The organism is Corynebacterium sp. HMSC066C02 (genome assembly GCF_001814945.1).
In the GTDB taxonomy this organism is placed as follows: domain Bacteria; phylum Actinomycetota; class Actinomycetes; order Mycobacteriales; family Mycobacteriaceae; genus Corynebacterium; species Corynebacterium aurimucosum.
Genome location: NZ_KV818452.1, coordinates 58,025 through 74,829, shown reverse-complemented (window position 1 = coordinate 74,829; position 16,805 = coordinate 58,025). Strand labels below are relative to the sequence as shown.

12 protein-coding genes and 1 tRNA gene are annotated in these 16,805 nt (G+C 59.3%); 8 read left to right on the top strand and 5 right to left on the bottom strand.

Translation table 11 applies throughout. The features are described from left to right. Window position 1 precedes the first annotated feature (1 nt). The 5 genes from HMPREF2996_RS07175 to HMPREF2996_RS07155 all read left to right on the top strand — a co-directional run bounded on the left by HMPREF2996_RS07175 (window position 2) and on the right by HMPREF2996_RS07155 (window position 9,355). On the top strand, window positions 2-1,783 hold the full coding sequence (locus HMPREF2996_RS07175) for an ABC transporter ATP-binding protein (protein WP_070730760.1): 1,782 nt from the start codon (window positions 2-4) through the stop codon (window positions 1,781-1,783). Window positions 1,784-2,424: 641 nt separating this feature from the next. Next, a complete protein-coding gene (locus tag HMPREF2996_RS07165) occupies window positions 2,425-3,894 on the top strand; it encodes a SpaH/EbpB family LPXTG-anchored major pilin (RefSeq protein ID WP_070448139.1) in 1,470 nt (489 codons plus the stop codon). A gap of 193 nt (window positions 3,895-4,087) precedes the next feature. Continuing rightward, entirely contained in the window at window positions 4,088-4,996 is a 909-nt protein-coding gene (locus HMPREF2996_RS07160) for a class C sortase (RefSeq protein ID WP_049378962.1), read from the top strand. A 4-nt stretch (window positions 4,997-5,000) separates the two neighbouring features. Beyond that, complete coding sequence (locus tag HMPREF2996_RS12470; protein ID WP_083312490.1) at window positions 5,001-5,852, top strand: SpaA isopeptide-forming pilin-related protein; 852 nt, start codon at window positions 5,001-5,003, stop codon at window positions 5,850-5,852. Beyond that, window positions 5,852-9,355: a prealbumin-like fold domain-containing protein gene (locus HMPREF2996_RS07155; RefSeq protein WP_070730757.1), complete on the top strand. Its 3,504-nt coding sequence runs from the start codon at window positions 5,852-5,854 to the stop codon at window positions 9,353-9,355. The genes HMPREF2996_RS12470 and HMPREF2996_RS07155 overlap by 1 nt, the downstream gene beginning before the upstream one ends. Window positions 9,356-9,433: 78 nt before the next feature. On the opposite strand, the gene HMPREF2996_RS07150 is transcribed toward HMPREF2996_RS07155, so the two are convergent. The 3 genes from HMPREF2996_RS07150 to HMPREF2996_RS07140 form a co-directional block, all read right to left on the bottom strand. Beyond that, window positions 9,434-10,363, bottom strand: a complete 930-nt coding sequence (locus HMPREF2996_RS07150) for a class C sortase (protein ID WP_070730755.1) — start codon at window positions 10,361-10,363, stop codon at window positions 9,434-9,436. A gap of 107 nt (window positions 10,364-10,470) precedes the next feature. Next, window positions 10,471-10,659, bottom strand: coding sequence for a hypothetical protein (locus HMPREF2996_RS07145; protein ID WP_070730753.1), 189 nt, complete (start codon window positions 10,657-10,659; stop codon window positions 10,471-10,473). A gap of 47 nt (window positions 10,660-10,706) precedes the next feature. Further along, window positions 10,707-10,780 (bottom strand) — tRNA-Gly (locus HMPREF2996_RS07140). An 87-nt stretch (window positions 10,781-10,867) separates the two neighbouring features. Here HMPREF2996_RS07140 and dcd point away from each other — a divergent pair. After that, entirely contained in the window at window positions 10,868-11,440 is a 573-nt protein-coding gene (gene dcd, locus HMPREF2996_RS07135; protein ID WP_046645898.1) for a dCTP deaminase, read from the top strand. A 53-nt stretch (window positions 11,441-11,493) separates the two neighbouring features. Next, window positions 11,494-12,840 (top strand): UDP-glucose dehydrogenase family protein, encoded by a 1,347-nt coding sequence (locus tag HMPREF2996_RS07130; RefSeq protein WP_070730751.1) that lies wholly within the window; start codon window positions 11,494-11,496, stop codon window positions 12,838-12,840. Here HMPREF2996_RS07130 and HMPREF2996_RS07125 read toward each other — a convergent pair. Next, window positions 12,770-13,996, bottom strand: a complete 1,227-nt coding sequence (locus tag HMPREF2996_RS07125; RefSeq protein ID WP_070730830.1) for a YibE/F family protein — start codon at window positions 13,994-13,996, stop codon at window positions 12,770-12,772. The two genes, HMPREF2996_RS07130 and HMPREF2996_RS07125, sit on opposite strands and share 71 nt — an antisense overlap. 121 nt (window positions 13,997-14,117) lie before the next feature. On the opposite strand from HMPREF2996_RS07125, the gene HMPREF2996_RS07120 reads away from it, so the two are divergent. Beyond that, entirely contained in the window at window positions 14,118-15,497 is a 1,380-nt protein-coding gene (locus HMPREF2996_RS07120; protein WP_070448125.1) for an HNH endonuclease signature motif containing protein, read from the top strand. A 78-nt stretch (window positions 15,498-15,575) separates the two neighbouring features. Here the strand turns inward: HMPREF2996_RS07120 and HMPREF2996_RS07115 are convergent, their stop codons facing one another. Continuing rightward, window positions 15,576-16,799: a pyridoxal phosphate-dependent aminotransferase gene (locus tag HMPREF2996_RS07115; RefSeq protein ID WP_010188626.1), complete on the bottom strand. Its 1,224-nt coding sequence runs from the start codon at window positions 16,797-16,799 to the stop codon at window positions 15,576-15,578. Window positions 16,800-16,805: the final 6 nt, after the last annotated feature.

Sequence of the window (16,805 nt, the reverse complement as noted above, 5' to 3'; positions counted from 1 at the left end):
CATGACCCGGCCGATGCACACCGCGGTGAAGGACCCGGCGGACGTCGATCAGCTGGCCCAGCACCCAGTGAAGTTTGGTCGCGTCGCCGGCCTTTTCGCAGCCCACCGCGGCACGCTGCTTGTGGTGGTAGCGCTCATCATCGCGACGTCTGGGCTGACGGTGGTGCAGCCTTTCTTGGTGCGCCGCACCGTGGACGAGGCCATTCCCAACCACGACACCGCACTGCTGTTGTGGCTGGTGGGCGGCATGCTGGCCATCACCGTGGTCTCTCAGGCCATCGGCGTTATCCAGTCCTTTTTATCCGCGCGGGTGGGGCACACCATCATGCACGAGCTGCGCACGCAGGTCTTTGCCAATCTGCAGCGCCAATCGCTGCAGTTCTTCACCAATAATCGGGGCGGTGAGATTCAGTCGCGCCTGACCAATGACATCGCGGCCATGCGCGGCATGGTGACCACCACGGCGACCTCCGTGGCCAGCAACCTCACCATGACGGTGGCCACGTTGGTGGCGATGGTGGCGCTTTCGCCCACCCTCTCGCTGTTGTCCCTGGTGGTGCTGCCTCCCGCAGTGTGGCTCACCCGCCGCGCCGCCGTTCTGCGCCGCAGCCTCATGGAGAAAAACAGCCGCGCGCAGGCAACGCTGCAACAGACCATTTCGGAGAATCTGTCCGTTTCCGGCATGCGTCTGGCGGCCACGTTGGGCGCGCAGGAACGCGTCTATGACGGGTTTGAGAAGACCTCGCGCTCCCTGATCCGCCTAGAGTTGGAATCGCAGCTGGCCGGGCGCTGGCGCATGGCGCTCACCCAGATCATTTTCGGGGTCATGCCGGCGCTGATTTTCCTGGTTGCCGGCCTGCGCCCGGGGATTACGATTGGCACGCTCATCGCCTTTTCTACCCTGCAAACCCAGATTTTCCGCCCCATCACCGGCCTGCTCAACGTGGGCGCACAGTGGGTGGCCTCGATGGCGCTGTTTAGCCGCATCTTCGAGTACCTGGACCTGGAGCCCGAACTGAAGGAAGCCACTGAGCCCGCCCACCTTGCCGACGCCTCCCTCACCCTTAGCCACGTCTCCTACCGCTACCCCGGCACTGACGCAGACGCGCTTTCCGACGTCTCCCTTTCCATCCCGGCCCACACCACTACGGCCCTGGTGGGGCATACCGGATCCGGCAAGTCCACGGTGGCCGCCCTTCTGGCTCGCTTGGCCGACCCGACGGAAGGCTCCGTGCTCTTGGGTGGAGTTGACTTGCGCGACATTCCTGCCGAGCAACGCTCGGAGGTCATCGGCGTGGTCTCCCAGGAGACCTACCTCATTCATGGCACCGTGCGCGAGAACCTCCTCTTCGCGCAGCCGGATGCCAGCGAGGAACAGATGTGGGCGGCGCTGCATGCCGCGCGCGTGGATGAGGTCATCGCCGCGCTGCCGGAAGGTCTGGACACAGTGGTGGGCTCGCGCGGCTACCGCTTCTCCGGCGGGGAGCAGCAGCGCCTCTCGCTCGCGCGCACGCTGCTGCGCCGGCCACAAGTGCTCATTCTGGACGAGGCTACCTCGGCCCTCGATAACGAAACCGAACGCGCCATCCAGGAGGCGGTCCTTGGAGCGGATGCGACCCGCCTGGTCATTGCGCACCGCCTGTCCACCATCCGCGATGCGGAGCAGATCGTCGTCCTCGACGCCGGCCGCGTGGCCGAGCGCGGCACCCACAACGAGCTCCTCGCTCGTGGTGGTGCCTACGCGGCGCTGCTTCGCGCAGCATCCGAGGCTGACGCTTCGTAGAGAGCTGATCCAGAGAATCTTAACGCTATTAACTTTCAGTCATGTGGCTTGTTGAAAGCTGAGGATCTGAATGGTTTTGGAATACCCCTGGGCCTTCTTGGTGATACTTCCTTTTGTCGGGCTGCTGAAGGTTCTGGATTATCTGCTGATATTGGCAGTATTAATGGTTGTTTTACTGTCGCTGGAAGGTACTCTCCAAAAGCCATTCTTCTGTGTGATGGTTGCTTGCTATGTGACGGGGGTAAAATCGAATAGGTTTACCCTCTTAAATGGGTAATGTGTTCAATTTCACGCGAAACTATATGACGCTTCAAAAACGGTTGTTGACCTGCGAAAGAGGTTTTCACGCTAGTGCGGATGAAGCGGAACCTTGAGTGATCTGGCTGAATCTCCGGGGGGGGGGGCTTTGGTCGGGGGCTTTGCCTCAGGTGCTGGGGATAGAATCTAGTTATGTAATCCACAGGCTATCGTTAGTTAAGGTTGGGGCCTGCGTAGACGTTTCAACCTGAAAACTACTCTCGGCAGGCGAAAGATTCTTAGCAACGAGTCAGGTCATGGTGCGTGAACCGTGGGGAATGGATTGCACACAGCCAATGGGGCGCGGTGCCTCATTTCAGAACTCGTGTAAAGGACCAATTTCCGTGAACAAGATCTCTCGTACCGCTCGTTCAGTTGCCTTCGCTGCTATCGCCGGACTCGCTTTGGGCGTTTCCGCTCCGGGTGCACTGGCCCAGGAGAACCCTGGCGCTGAGCAGGGGGCCGTGAACAAAGCAAACATCGATTTCACTAAGAAGGGTTCGATCACCCTCTTCAAGAAGAAGGGTGCTGAGTCTGGTACTGCGGCTACCGGTAAGGAAATGGCAGGCGTTCCGGGTGAGGCTCTGTCTGGCGTGACCTACAAGATCACCAAGCTCGATTACGACCTGCAGAAGGATGATTGGGCGGCGTTCCCGAAGTCGGCTGCTGACGTCAAGGACGACAAGAAGACTGCGGAAACCAAGAAAGAAACCACCGGCACTGATGGCAAGGCAGCTTTCACTGATCTGCCTTTGGGCATCTACTTGGTAGAGGAAACTAACGCTCCGGACGGCATCGTTGCCGGTGCTCCGTTCATCGTGTCGGTGCCGATGGTTAACGAGGCATCGGATGCCTGGAACTACGACGTCATCGCGTACCCGAAGAACACGGAAACCAAGACCGAGAAGACTGTCAAGGATGCAGATCAGAACATCCAGGACGCGTACACCTACACCATCAACGCGGATGCTCCGACCTGGGGTGCGGGTAAGAGCCTGACCGCCTTCCGCTTCGAGGATCAGCTGGACCAGCGTTTGAACTTCCAGAAGGTCACCGAGGTCAAGGCTGGAGAGACCGCTCTGGGTGCCGGTGACTACGAGGTCAACAATCCGGCTGAGAACGGAAACAAGCTCGTCGTTAAGCTGACCGACCAGGGCCTTGCCAAGGTTAAGTCCGGTGACAAGATGTCTCTGACCTTCGAGGTCAAGCGCAAGGAAGTGGGCGACACCACTGAGCTGAAGAACCAGGCTGACGTCATCTTCAACAACCCGAACACCGGCAACGAGGTCAAGAACAAGACCAATGAGGTCGTGACCTACCACGGCAAGCTGAAGGTTGTGAAGAAGGACGGCAAGGAGGACGGTAAGGTCCTGGAAGGTGCTGAGTTCGAGCTATACCAGTGCACCGCGGCAAATAAGCTGGGCGGTAAGTTGACCGTCAAGGAGCAGGACAAGTGGACCACCGGTGCTGACGGCACCATCACCATCGACGGACTGCACGTCACCGACTTCGCAGATAACGCACAGGTCACCGACATCAAGAAGTTCTGTCTGAAGGAAACCAAGGCTCCAGCGGGCTACGCACTGCCGGAAAACCCTGTTACCGAAATTGAGTTCACCCGCGAGAACATCGCGAAGACTGGTGAGCTCGAGGGTGACGACGCCGTCACCCTTGTTTCTGAAATTGAAAACATCAAGCGCGACACCCCGAACCTGCCGATGACCGGTGGTGCCGGTGTGGGCATCCTGGCTGCTATTGGCGCAGCAATTGTTGCTGCTGGTGCTTGGTTCGCTCGTCGTACCGCGCGCAACTAATAGCCGGGCGTAGTTCCGGTGGCGCAGACTGTCCATGATGGTCTGCGCTGCGGGTCGGGTAATCAAAATATGGTGCTCGACCCAGTGAGGGGACTGGGCTAGGTATAGACTTCAGTCCCCTTCATTCTCTTTCGTTGTAATCCCGGTCGCGCTGCGCTAGCGCGTGGGGCATTGTTTTGGGTGGTGCGGGTCGTTGACTACGGTGGTAGGCCAAAATGCAGGCCGACGGCACAGGCGCCGTGGAGGCCTAGTCCTTCCGGCGGTAATCGTTGTCGTTGGGTTGTTGGTGATGCTGTACCCAGTGGTCTCGACCGCATGGAACAATTGGAACGCCTCAAGAGTGGCGCAGGAATATGCGCGACTGGATAAAGAGACACCGGCGCAGGTGCAGGATTCGGTGTGGGATGCTGCACATGCATACAACGAAGAACATACGTCGGGTCCGATCTTGGATCCGTGGCTGAACCGTATCGGGGTAGACAATCCCGACTATGAGGCTTATTTGAAGCAGTTGGGTGAGACCGAAGCGATGGCCCGCCTCGTGTTCCCAGCAGTAGACGTTGATCTTCCGGTGTTTCATGGCACCGCAGATAAGACACTGCAGCGTGGTTTGGGGCATTTGTATGGTTCTGACCTGCCGGTCGGTGGATCAGGAACCCATTCCGTCATTACGGGGCATACGGGTCTGGCAAATTCGACGATGTTTGATCACCTCGACTCTGCCACCGAGGGAGATGTGTTCTATATCCAGGTTGCTGGCCACAAATTGAAGTACGTCGTAGACGACATTCAAGTTGTGCTGCCGAGCGAGGTAGATGGCCTACGGCCAGTCGCTGATCAGGATTACGTCACACTGATTACGTGCACCCCGTACGGGATCAACACGCATCGCTTGCTGGTGCGTGGCCATCAGGTTCCTATGGAGCCTGGGGAGGAGTCGGTGTTTGAAAACTCCCATGGTCCGGGCTGGCAATGGTGGATGTACGCGCTGTTGGCTGCGGTGATTGTCATTGGGTGTTGGCTGGTGTGGTGGCTGCGTCGCCAGAAGGCGGCTACCGGGGTGCAAGAAGTTATTAATAAGGAAAGTAGCGTGCGGGAGTAAGGCGATGAAGAGGTTGACAAATGCATGGTCGGCCCGAGTGGTTGCCGTCGGAGTAGCGTGTGCGGTTGCGTTCGCAGGGCCGGGCGTCGTTGCTGCAGAAGCGGTGCAGGTTGCCGGGCAGCAGTCCACTGGTGCGGAACGCACTTCGGCTACGGATACAGTGACAATCCGGCTGACACAAGGCAATCCCAACGACGATGGCCAGCCGCCCTCGGGAAAAATCCAAGGTGTCACAATTCATCTGGACCGGCTTGCCGGCTTGGACCCGACCAACGCTGACGACGCAGCCCGCGTACGGAACGCGAATCTCGACGAGGTTCGTGATTGGCGCACCGATGTGCACGTGGATCTGGTCACCAATGCCAATGGCGAGGTGACGTTTGATGGTCTAGCTCATGGCTTCTATGTGGTGACGTCTACAGCGCCGGATGATTCCTACCGAGAGATAAACCCGTTTGTGGTGGCGGTTCCATTCCACACGGTGGTAGATAACCCGAAACCAGTACCAGGAGTAATCGTGGCTAAGACCCACAAACCGGGTGAAACGCCGACGCCACCCACGTCGTCATCTGCTCCGAGCGCTCCGCCGTCACGCCCGGATACCCCGCAAACACCTCCGAACTATCCACCGACTAAACCAGGGAAGCCACCTCACCAACCCGAGACAACGCCGCCGGGTACTCCAAGTGCCGGTAAGACCTCAACCCCAGTAACGTCGTCGGGCAATGGTGGCTCATTGGCGATGACCGGTGCACAGGTAATCGGTGTAGTAGCCGCAGCGTTGGCATTGATTGCCACTGGTTTCGTGATGATTGCCTTTAGCCGTAGGAAGAATTCAGAAAGCGAGGGACGCTAATGTCCTGGACAGATTCTCATCCGGTCGAGCCGGTTGTGTACCGCTGGCGTGCTCTTGCGGCGTTCATTGCTGCACTGGCTCTCGTTGTTGGTGTTGCTGCACCGGCTGCTCTGCCCGGAATCGTTGGTGCCGTAGCCGAAGCACAAACCACAACCCTGCGCACCAAGCTCGATTCCGCAGACCAACTGAGCCTGACTGTTGGCGACTCCGCAACATTTGAAGGCCACTTTGTTGACGCCGGAACCGTGGAGGAGTTGGAATTCACTGTTGAGACTGCAGGACTGGAGTTCGACGGCTCGGCCTACACACTGACTATCGACGGCGAAGTGATCCCCGTCCGCGAAGGAGACAACCTCGTTGTAAAATCAACCAGTTCTTCAGTGACTTTCCGAATCGCTGGCCTTTCTACTGACGTGCCAGCAGGGGCAGCTTTCTCACTGAAGATCCCAGCGGTCGCAGAGGAATCCGAACTGAGCGGGATGTCCGTCGACGTGCGTGGAGTAGCCGAGGAGACTACCAGCACGTCATCACCTGAATCCAGCGAAGCCTTAGAAGCCCCTTCGGAGGTGACTGAGCCGCTTGATATTGCTGACGTTGACGCGGCCCCAGCCCGTCTGATGGCGGCGCCGAACATTACCCCGTACGCTGCAGGCGACCGCACCATCACGATGGTAAACGATGGATACGTGCTCAAGGGAAGCCGCTATATCCCGAACTTTAAGATTCCGGCCGGTGAGCTTTTTGGCGGCCAGCTGTCCATTCCGCAAGGCACGGTGGTTACCCTCAAATCCAGCGTTAACAGTTATTTATCGACTAACCCTGATGACCTGACGATCTATTACACCGGTGCCAACGGAGGTTGGTATGAGGCGAAGGTGACCTACAAAAGGATTAGCGCCAAGGAATACCAAGTCATCCTGCCGCAGATTACTATTGGTGGCACCGCACAGATTCAGTTTAAGGGTGTTCACCGCGGGCCAGCCGATACAGTGTTTACAGCTTCCTTCACCGTTCCTGCGAAAGAGGAGTGCCAAGATCCGGTTACAAGCAGACAGCCAAAGCGCGATCTCACCCCAGCTGAATTTGCCGACGGTAGCCCTGTCTACGTTGTAACCAGTGAACCTAAGGATCTTCGCCGAGACACTTCCATTCTGAGCCGTCAAGTCAACCAAGGCCGAGACTTTCGCCAGGTGGGAGAGTCCACTCCCTGGGTGTACAATGCTCTAGCCTTTGATTCGAGTGATAACTGGCTCTATGCGGTGAGCCAGAGTCGCGGCCGAAATGGTGATCCTTGCTACCCGGCAGGAAATCTCCTTCAGATCAATCCGGCAACCGGTGAAGTATATAATCTTGGGCCTATTTTAAAGGCCGGAAGTACCGGTACCCCGTTTGAAACGAGCGGCGACCGGGATGTCCTCAACGCTGGCGTGTACACCAGCGAGGGATTCTTTGTGGCCAACACGTCCACTTCTGGTAGCCGTCACCTTTATAAGGTCGACGTCGACAAAGTCACGGCTCAACGCGTGCTAGGAAGCCAGAAGTCCTACTCGGAGGACTGGGCGGTGCTCCCGCAGGCCCAGAAGTATATGTGGGGTTTCCAGAGTAAGGCTCAGGCAGGCGACAAGCTTATCCTTGAACGCATTGACACACAGACCGGCGACATCAGGACCTGGGATCTCACCGGCATCAAGACCTTCGATGGGCGCACGATCTCGAACCCCTCTGCTTCTTGGGGCAAGGCGTGGACCTACTCCAATGGAAACCTGGGCTTTGGCTCGGGTAGTGCGAATGCGAATCAGCTGGGCTTTGAGCTAAAGATCACCAACCCAGATGATGATAGCCCGAAGTTCGAGCTGGTCAACATAATGAACAACCTGCCTGCTTCATTTAACACGGACGCGGCCTCCGACCTAGTTCCGCCACCGCCAGGGCTGCAATCAAACATTGCGGTGAAGAAGCAACGCTCGGAGACCAAGGTGGTAAACGGCGAGGTGCGTACTTTCTGGACCATCTCCGTGGAAAACACCACGGATAACACCAGTTCGGGCGGCACATTCTGGGAATACCTACCAACGGATACTCACTATGGAGTGAACGCTTCCGGTCCCACTGCGAAATTCGAGGGATTTGGAGCAGGATCTACCGAGGTCAACGGTCAAAAGCCCGGGCCTGATCAGATTGCGCCGGGAACTGGTATTTATGCAGGCATGATTGTCCCATCCGGAGCGGACGGTGAGTCCCGATACATGATGGGCTATGTTGGTACTCTTCCAGGGCACGCGAAGGTAGAGTATGTCGTCTCTGCGCCGGTGCGAACAGATGAATACGGGAACCTCAAGACGGTATGTAGTCCGAACAAGGTTGCTTTCCAGGCTACGGACGGGGAGTCTAGCCCGGCTGAAGATGACAACGTCGCTACTGAAGCCTGTTTCAATAAGGTTGCCGTCGACAGCACACCGCAACCTGTTCCTGGTGCAGCGAATGAATATACCGCGAAGTACAACGTCGTAGTTGAGGCACCGGACGCACCTGGCTTCGACACCAACGACGTGATCTACGGCAAGCTCACGGACACCCCGAGGTTTGTTGGTGCTGCCACGGTTACTGGGGCCACTGTGATCTTCAAGGACGAGTTCAACAAGACCAGCCAGCCGCGTGCGTACCAAGGTGCCGGCCCCTTTGAGCTCAACAAGAATGACACTCCGAAGATCATTAAACCCAAGGGTGTTGACGGAAGCACTGGGCAGCACGTCTACGAGGTAACGGTGCGTTTCAAGCTGGACCGTACAAAGCTGGATAGCACCTCCGTACCCGCTGGGTACCCGAGCCAGCCTGCAGGTAACTCCCGCTGCTACACCAAGGGTGGTCTTTATGAGCCTAAATTTGGCCTCATGAATGAGGCAGAAATGGGCGGCTGGAAGGATACTGACTGTATCCCGCTGGAGACCAAGGAAACGATGGACATCCTGCTCGAAAAGGCGAGCTATAACCCGGACAACCCGGACGAGATCCAAACCGACGGTTTGCTTGGCGGCGCGCAGTTCACCGTCCACCGCAGTGATGCTAACGGCAACCTGAAGCTAAACGCGGATGGCAGCGTCAACGTTGATGCTAACCCCGTGGTGAAGCAGTCCACGACCACCACCACAGGCCGCGTCAAGCTCGAAGGCTTGGATGCCCCTGGCGTTTATTACCTCATCGAGACGAAGGCGCCGAACGGCTATAACCTGCTGCCCGCGCCGATCAAGTTCTCGACGGAGTGGGATCAGAATGGCAATGCAGTCATCAAGGTGCTCTCCGGAGGGACCGCGATCACCAGTAATAGGTGCGCTGAGTCTGACACCGCTGCCAACTGTGTGAAGAAGATCGGCGTCCTTCAGGTCGCTGACATCACCAAGGGTGCACTGCCCAAGACCGGTGGTGAGGGCGTAGGCCTGTGGGCTCTCGCTGGCGCCGCAATTGTCGCGGCAGGGTGCCTCGCTTTGCGACGCCGCTGGGTATAGAACCACCGCTTGCGGCTACTTTTAGAAAAGGCCCGCTCTTCCAGGGAAGGGCGGGCCTTATTGCATGTTCATTGGCGGTTAGGAGTCTTGCGGGTCGTCGTCAAGCGCGGTGTCCTTGGCGTTGCTGACATATTTGCGCCACCAGTAGATGAGCAGAAGCACGATGATGGCAGTGGCAGCCAGGATGGCCCACATCCACCACTGCCAGTGAACACCCGAGCTGTTGAACGCGGCCTCGTCTTCCGGATCCATCGGCACTCGGTGGCCTGCGACGAGCAAGCGGTGGGTATTAACACCGTAGGGGGTGCAGGTAATGAGCGTAACGAGGTCCTGGCCTGGCTCACGGTGGAGCAAGCTGGTGTCCGCAGGCTCGACGACCCGAATATCGTGTACCTCGTATTTGAGCTTCTCGCCGCCGGCGGCGATGTAGAAAGCATCGCCCTTCTTGACCTTGGTGAGGTTGTCCCACAGCGTGGCATTTTGTAGGCCTGTGTGGGCGGAAAGTGCTGCGTGCCGACCCTCGCCATCACCTACGCCGCCGACAGGTAGGTCCGTGCCGTAGAGGTGGCCAGCGCCGCGGGAGAGCGCCTTTTCTGAAGTGCCGTGATAAATGGGCAGATCGGAATCGATAGAGGGGATGACGATACGACCCATGGCATCGGTCTCAGACAATACCGACAGGTACTGGCGGTAGCGCTGGTACTCGGGGGAGTCTTCGTTATCGGTGGTGGTCCACGCGTCGCCAATGCTGATTTGGCCCAACCCGGCGTTGTAGGCTTGTGCTTCCTCCCACGCGGTGTGCAGAACCTCAGGCGGGGCTTGCTTCTCCAGCTTGGCGTATTCCTCGGCGGCGCGGGATTGGGTGTGGTTGTTCCACTGCGTGGCCACCACGGGGTAGAGCAGGACACCGAGGCCGACGAGGATCAGAATTAGCGCAATGATGGCGTTGGGGTTGACGCCTTTCTTCTTGGGTGCGTCGCTGATTTCCGCTGGTTCGTGCTTGCCCATTGTGTCCTGCCTGTGGGTTTTGTTACCGCACGCCCTGGTATTGACGTGGGGGTAGTTTTTGAATCTCAGGCTAGGGACGATGTAGCTCTGAGAGAAAACGTGTCTGTCTAGTCGCCGATAGCGAAGCACAGGGCTTCATACCGATTCAGAGTGGCCTCGTCGATGGCTAAAATTTGATCAACCGCGCGCTGTTCGCGGAGCTCATCGATTGTGCGGGGCGCAAGATCTTGAAGTACATGCTCACGTTCAGCGCGAAGCTCCGCTGTGGTTTTGGGCGTGAAGATAGGGGCTGTCATGGTCCATCCTGTAGGTATGAAATTAGTCCATGAACTGGGAAAATACGTGGAGCCGACGACGGGAATCGAACCCGCGCCAGCAGCTTGGGAAGCTGCAGTTCTACCATTAAACTACGTCGGCGCAATGCAGAATTTGCATCGCAGTAAAGCTTAGCACCGCCGCCGCCTAAGGCCATAAAAGGCCCAGTGGGGAGGTAGACTATCAACCGTGCTTCTTTCTGATCGTGATATCCGTGCCGCCATTGCCGCTGATGCTCCCGAGCGTTTGAGCATCGAGCCTTTCGACGCCGAGATGGTCCAGCCTTCCTCCATCGATGTGCGCTTGGACAAGTTCTTCCGTGTGTTTAATAACTCGCGCTACACGCATATTGACCCCAAACAGGAAATGCCGGACCTCACCAGCGAAGTGGAGGTGGCCGAAGGCGACGCCTTCGTGCTGCACCCCGGTGAGTTCGTGCTGGGCGCCACTCTGGAGAAGTTCACCCTCCCGGCTAACCTGGCGGGGCGTTTGGAAGGCAAGTCCTCCCTGGGTCGCCTGGGCTTGCTCACGCACTCCACGGCAGGCTTCATCGATCCGGGTTTCTCCGGGCACATCACGCTCGAGCTGTCCAACACCGCGAACCTGCCCATTTCACTGTGGCCGGGGATGAAGGTGGGCCAGTTGGCCATCTTTAAGATGTCCTCCCCAGCAGAAGCTCCGTATGGTTCCGGCGCGTTGGGCTCGAAGTACCAGGGCCAGCGTGGACCGACGCCGTCGAAGTCCTATCTGAACTTCCGCTAAACTTTTCGTTCTCGCCGCGCGCTTCAGGTCAACCGCGCCTAAAATTCCCGGTTATGCGTATGACTGTGATTGGTACCGGCTACCTAGGCGCGACGCACGCCGCTTGCATGGCGGAGCTCGACCACGAGGTGCTCGGCGTAGATGTTGATGAACACAAGATTGAAGCTCTCAAGAACGGCCGCGTGCCGTTCTACGAGCCTGGCCTGCCAGAGGTACTCGAGCGCAACATCGAGGCCGGCCGCCTAGACTTTTCCACCAGCTATGACGACGCCGCGGAGTTCGCCAACGTGCACTTCCTCGGCGTTGGCACCCCGCAGACCCACGGCTCCTACGCCGCGGATCTCACCTACGTGAAGTCTGTCATCACGGAGCTCGTACCGCGCCTCAAAGGCGAGCACATCATCTTTGGCAAGTCCACCGTCCCGGTAGGTACCGCGGCAGAGCTGCAGCAGATGGCCGATGAACTTGCTCCAGAGGGCACCAGCGTGGAGATTGCCTGGAACCCGGAGTTCCTGCGCGAGGGCTACGCCGTCAAGGACACCATCACCCCGGACCGCATCGTCCTCGGCGTCGGCGAGGCAGGGCTCGCCGACGGTGTAAGTAACGCCGAAGAGGTCGCCCGCGAGGTCTACGCCCAGCCGCTCGCGCAGGACACCCCGTTCATCGTCACCGACTTGCAGACTGCCGAGCTGGTCAAGGTCTCCGCCAACGCCTTCCTGGCCACCAAGATCTCCTTCATCAATGCCGTGTCAGAAATCTGCGAGATTGCTGGGGCGGACGTGGTCAAGCTTGCCGACGCCATCGGCTACGACGAGCGCATCGGTCGCAAATTCCTCGGAGCTGGCCTGGGTTTCGGCGGCGGCTGCCTGCCCAAGGATATCCGTGCCTTCATGGCGCGCGCCGGCGAGCTGGGTGCGGACCAGGCGCTGACCTTCCTGCGCGAGGTCGACGCCATCAACATGCGCCGCCGCGACCGCGTCGTGGACCTGGCCAAGCAGGCATTCGACGGCTCCCTTTTGGGCCACCGCGTTACCGTGCTGGGCTGCGCTTTCAAGCCCAACTCCGATGATGTCCGCGACTCGCCAGCACTCTCCGTTGCCGGTTCGCTCTCCCTGGCCGGTGCCGCCGTGACGGTCTATGACCCGCAGGGTATGGAGAACGCGAAGAAGGTGTTCCCGACGTTGAATTACGTGGCGTCGGCAAGCGAGGCACTCAAGGACACCGAGCTGGTCATCCTCGCTACTGAGTGGCAGGAATTCCGCGACCTCGACCCGGCTGAGGCCGGCGAGCTCGTGGCCCGCCGCCACATCATCGATGGGCGCAACGTGCTCAGCGTCGATGCTTGGCGCGAGGTTGGCTGGACCGTCGAGGCGCTTGGTCGCGTCCTTCCGGCACAGTAAACGCCGCAATCGCGGTGGTCAGCGGTACCGCAAGTGTCAAGGCCATCGCGCCCAGAAGGGAGCGCAGAACCTCCGTGGCGACGAGGTCACTGGAGAGGATCTGCAGGGCTGGGCGCTGCGCCGCCGTGATGAGCATGAGCAGGGGCAGGGCCGCGCCGGTATAGGTCAGCACGATGGTATACACCATGGAAGCGATATGGTCGCGGCCCACCTTCATGGCTGACAGGAAAAGCGCGCCGGGTCCGGCTGTGGGGTCGGCGGCGTGGAGCTCGCGCACGGTGGAGGCCTGCGCCACCGCGATATCGTTGAGGCTGCCGAGCGCACCGATGATGAACCCGCACAGCAACACTCCCACGACGGAAACTCCGGGCATGTAGAGCAGCAGCTTGAGGTTATCCTCCGAACTCGAGCCTGTTAACGCCGTGCTGCTTATCGACGCCCACCCCAACGCCCCCGAAATCGCTAGCGCCACCAATGCGCCTCCCAGGGCGGAGGCTGATTTCCAGTTCACGCCGTGCACCAGCGGGACGGCTAGGAAGAGGATGGTCGCGCAGGTCACGAGCGCGAGTGGCAGCGCCGAATGGCCCTCAATGAGAGAGGGGATGAGGTAGAAGAAGACGATTGCCAAGCTGATTACAAGGCCCACCAGCGCGCGCAGTCCGTGCCAGGCAGCGAAGCCAATGATGACAAGGGCCGCGATAATAGCCCACAACGCAAGGTTTCCACTGCGCTGAAAATCAGCGAAGGCATAGGTGCCGTCGCTGGAAACTGTCAGTATTACCTCGTCACCGGGGTGGAGGGTCGGGTCGCTGGCCAGGCCGTGGAAGATGAGTTGGGTTTTGCGCCCTGTATCGTCGCCGGAGGTCAAATCTATCAGTGCACGGGTGCAGCCGGTGTCCTCGCTCGCAGCGGGAATCAGCGGGGCTTCGTCGAAGGCCTGGCCGGCGTGGGGGTCGCTGCAAAGATGGTGATCTACGCGGTCGACGGTTCCGGTGACCTGTGGCTGATTGAGCGCATAGGTAGCGGAGAAATCGGCGCTGGTGTGCTCGGATGTTGGGGTGGTGGGGCGCAGTAGAAACAAACCCGCAAGCGTTATCAGGGCGGTGAGCGCAAGAAAGCTGATGAGCCCCATACGCCACGGATTTAGGTTAGTCATGCCCATCATTGTGAATGAGTTTCATTAAAAAGAAAACTATTGATGACGCGATCAACAAGTTATCCACAGGCTGGCGGCGGTGCCGTTGTGTGAGGCGGGTGGGGCGTTTAGCGTTGCTGGCATGAACCTCGTGGAAGCGCATCTTCGCAGCCAGGCGGCGGGCATCGAGCTCGTCGCCGGCGTTGCGGGGCTCAGCTTCGAGCAGCTGCGGGCGTGGGGTCCCGAGTCTGTGGCACGCGCCTTGCTGGCGCTTTTCGACGTCTACTTTGCCCCCACCTCCTTTAAGCGCAAACAAGCGCGCGCTATTGCAGCGGCTCGCGATAATGGCCACGCCCTGCCCACGCTGCTGCTCATTGAGCGCTTCGCAGGAAGGCTGAAGAAGCAGCGTGAGGCGTGGGATTTGCGCATTGAGTTGTGCGGCATAGCTGGTGATGAAAAGGCCGTGGCCCACTATGCACGCAAGCGCATCCGTGAGCTCAACCCGCCGCCCGCGCCAAAGCCTGGCGTGACAATTCGCCGTGGAAAGGAGCTATCCAAACTTACGCTCACGGCCCCGGCCGCGCTCATCGAGGACCTGCGTCCCAACATCGACGAAGACGATCCCGTCGGCTCGTTTACGGCTGCGTTTCGAGAAGGCCGCCTCGCCCGCCCCGTACCCCAGACCCTCGCCGTCATGGAGCTTCCCGAGTACGCCACAATCTTGGGCCGCTTGGGCGACCCGTCCACCCCGCGCCCCGACTCCGCAGAATCGAATGCGCCTTCCTCGGCACCTCTTTCCTGCACAACAGCGTCCTCTGCAGCCGCAACTCCTGCTTCCAGCCAGCCAGATACACCCACTGCTGATGCCGGCCACGATGCACGTGCTGGCAGCAGCGATGTGACGCCCGGCCACGACACCACAGCATCTGCCTCCAGTGCAGCGCCTGACCTCGGGGATATCGTGGTCCAGCTATCCAACGGCGCCAAGATTACGGGCAAAGAACTTATCGAGCGGGAGTTCGCCGAAGAAGGACTCGTCATGCTCGTCGACCGTGTCAAAGGCCCCGTGGAACTTCACCGCACCCAGCGGGTTGCCTCGGAGAAGCAGCGCATCATGGCAAGTGGGGAACAACCAACCTGTGCTTGGGGCCGTTGCTTGTGTGGGGCTGACTATTGCCAGATACACCACATCCAAGAATGGAGACACGGCGGCGAAACGAATCCTGAAAACCTCACCCCGCTGTGCAAATACCACAACGCTATTAACGGACTGCCGGGTCGTGGCCGCATCGTGCGGGAAAACGGCAAGGTTAAGTGGGTGCCGGCTGGTCCCCGCGATCCGCGGGAACCGGTACATCCGCACCGCGCACCACGCGCCCAGCGGATTCACGAAAACCGTCAAGACACAGTAAGCACCGTTGCGGTGCCTAGCACAAGCCGTCGCGCCCAGACCGCAAAGCCGGCCGAATCACCGACATCCACACGTTCTGAGCCGGGAAGTCCCGCCCCACCCGACTGCTAGCGTTTGAGCCAAGAGGCGCCTGAATGCTTCTGGCAGCGAGGGCGCCTCTTTACGCCTGCCCGATCGTGGGAAGCAGGGCTACTGGCGGTAGCTCACCAGGAAGTTGCCGAGCCGCTCAATCGCGTTCTCCAGCTGCGATGCCCACGGCAGCGTAACCACGCGGAAGTGATCCGGCGTAGGCCAATTGAAGCCGGTGCCTTGCACCATGAGGATCTTCTCGGCGCGCAGAATGTCGAGCATGAGCTTCGAGTCATCGTGGATCTCATAGACCTCTGGATCCAAGCGCGGGAAGCAGTACAGCGCGCCCATCGGCTTTACCACGGACACGCCGGGAATCTCATTGAGCTTCTCGTAGGCAATATTCCGCTGCTTGAGCAAGCGCCCGCCCTCACCGGTGAGCTCATAAATGGACTGCCGCCCACCCAGCGCCACCTGGATCGCGTGCTGTGCCGGCACATTTGGGCATAGGCGCGTGCCCGCCAGCAAGTCCAAGCCCTCGATGAAGCCACGCGCATGGGACTTCGGGCCCGTGAGCACCATCCAGCCAGCGCGGTAGCCGGCCACGCGGTAGGCCTTGGACAAGCCATTAAACGTGATCGTCAGCAAATCCGGGGCCAGGGAGGCGATGGAAATGTGCTTCGCACCGTCGTAGAGAATGCGGTCATAAATCTCATCGGCCAGAATCAGCAGGTTATATTCGCGCGCTACATCCACGATTTTCTGCAGCGTTTCACGCGAGTACACGGCACCCGTCGGGTTATTCGGATTAATGACCACAATGGCCTTGGTCTTCTCCGTTACTTTTGCGCGAATATCTTCAATGGACGGATTCCAATCATCCTCCTCATCGCACAAATAGTGCACAGGCGTGCCACCCGCCAGCGATGTCGCCGCCGTCCACAGCGGGTAGTCAGGGGCGGGGATGAGAACCTCATCGCCGTCGTCAAGCAGCGCCTGCGTGACCATCGAAATCAGCTCGGAGACGCCGTTTCCCAGGTACACGTCATTGACGTCGAAGCTGGGGAAATCCTCCAGCTCATAGCGGGTTACAATCGCGCGTCGCGCTGGGATAATACCCTTCGACGTGGAGTAGCCCTGGGAGGTCGGCAGCGCCGCAATCATGTCGCGCATGATGACATCCGGCGCATCGAAACCGAACACCGCCGGGTTGCCGGTGTTGAGCTTCAGAATGCTGTGCCCGTCGAGCTCCATGCGCTCGGCTTCCGTGGAAACCTCGCCGCGAATATCGTAGGCAACGCCTTGTAGTTTGGTGGATTGATCAAAAATCCGGTTGTGTGTCATGCCGGA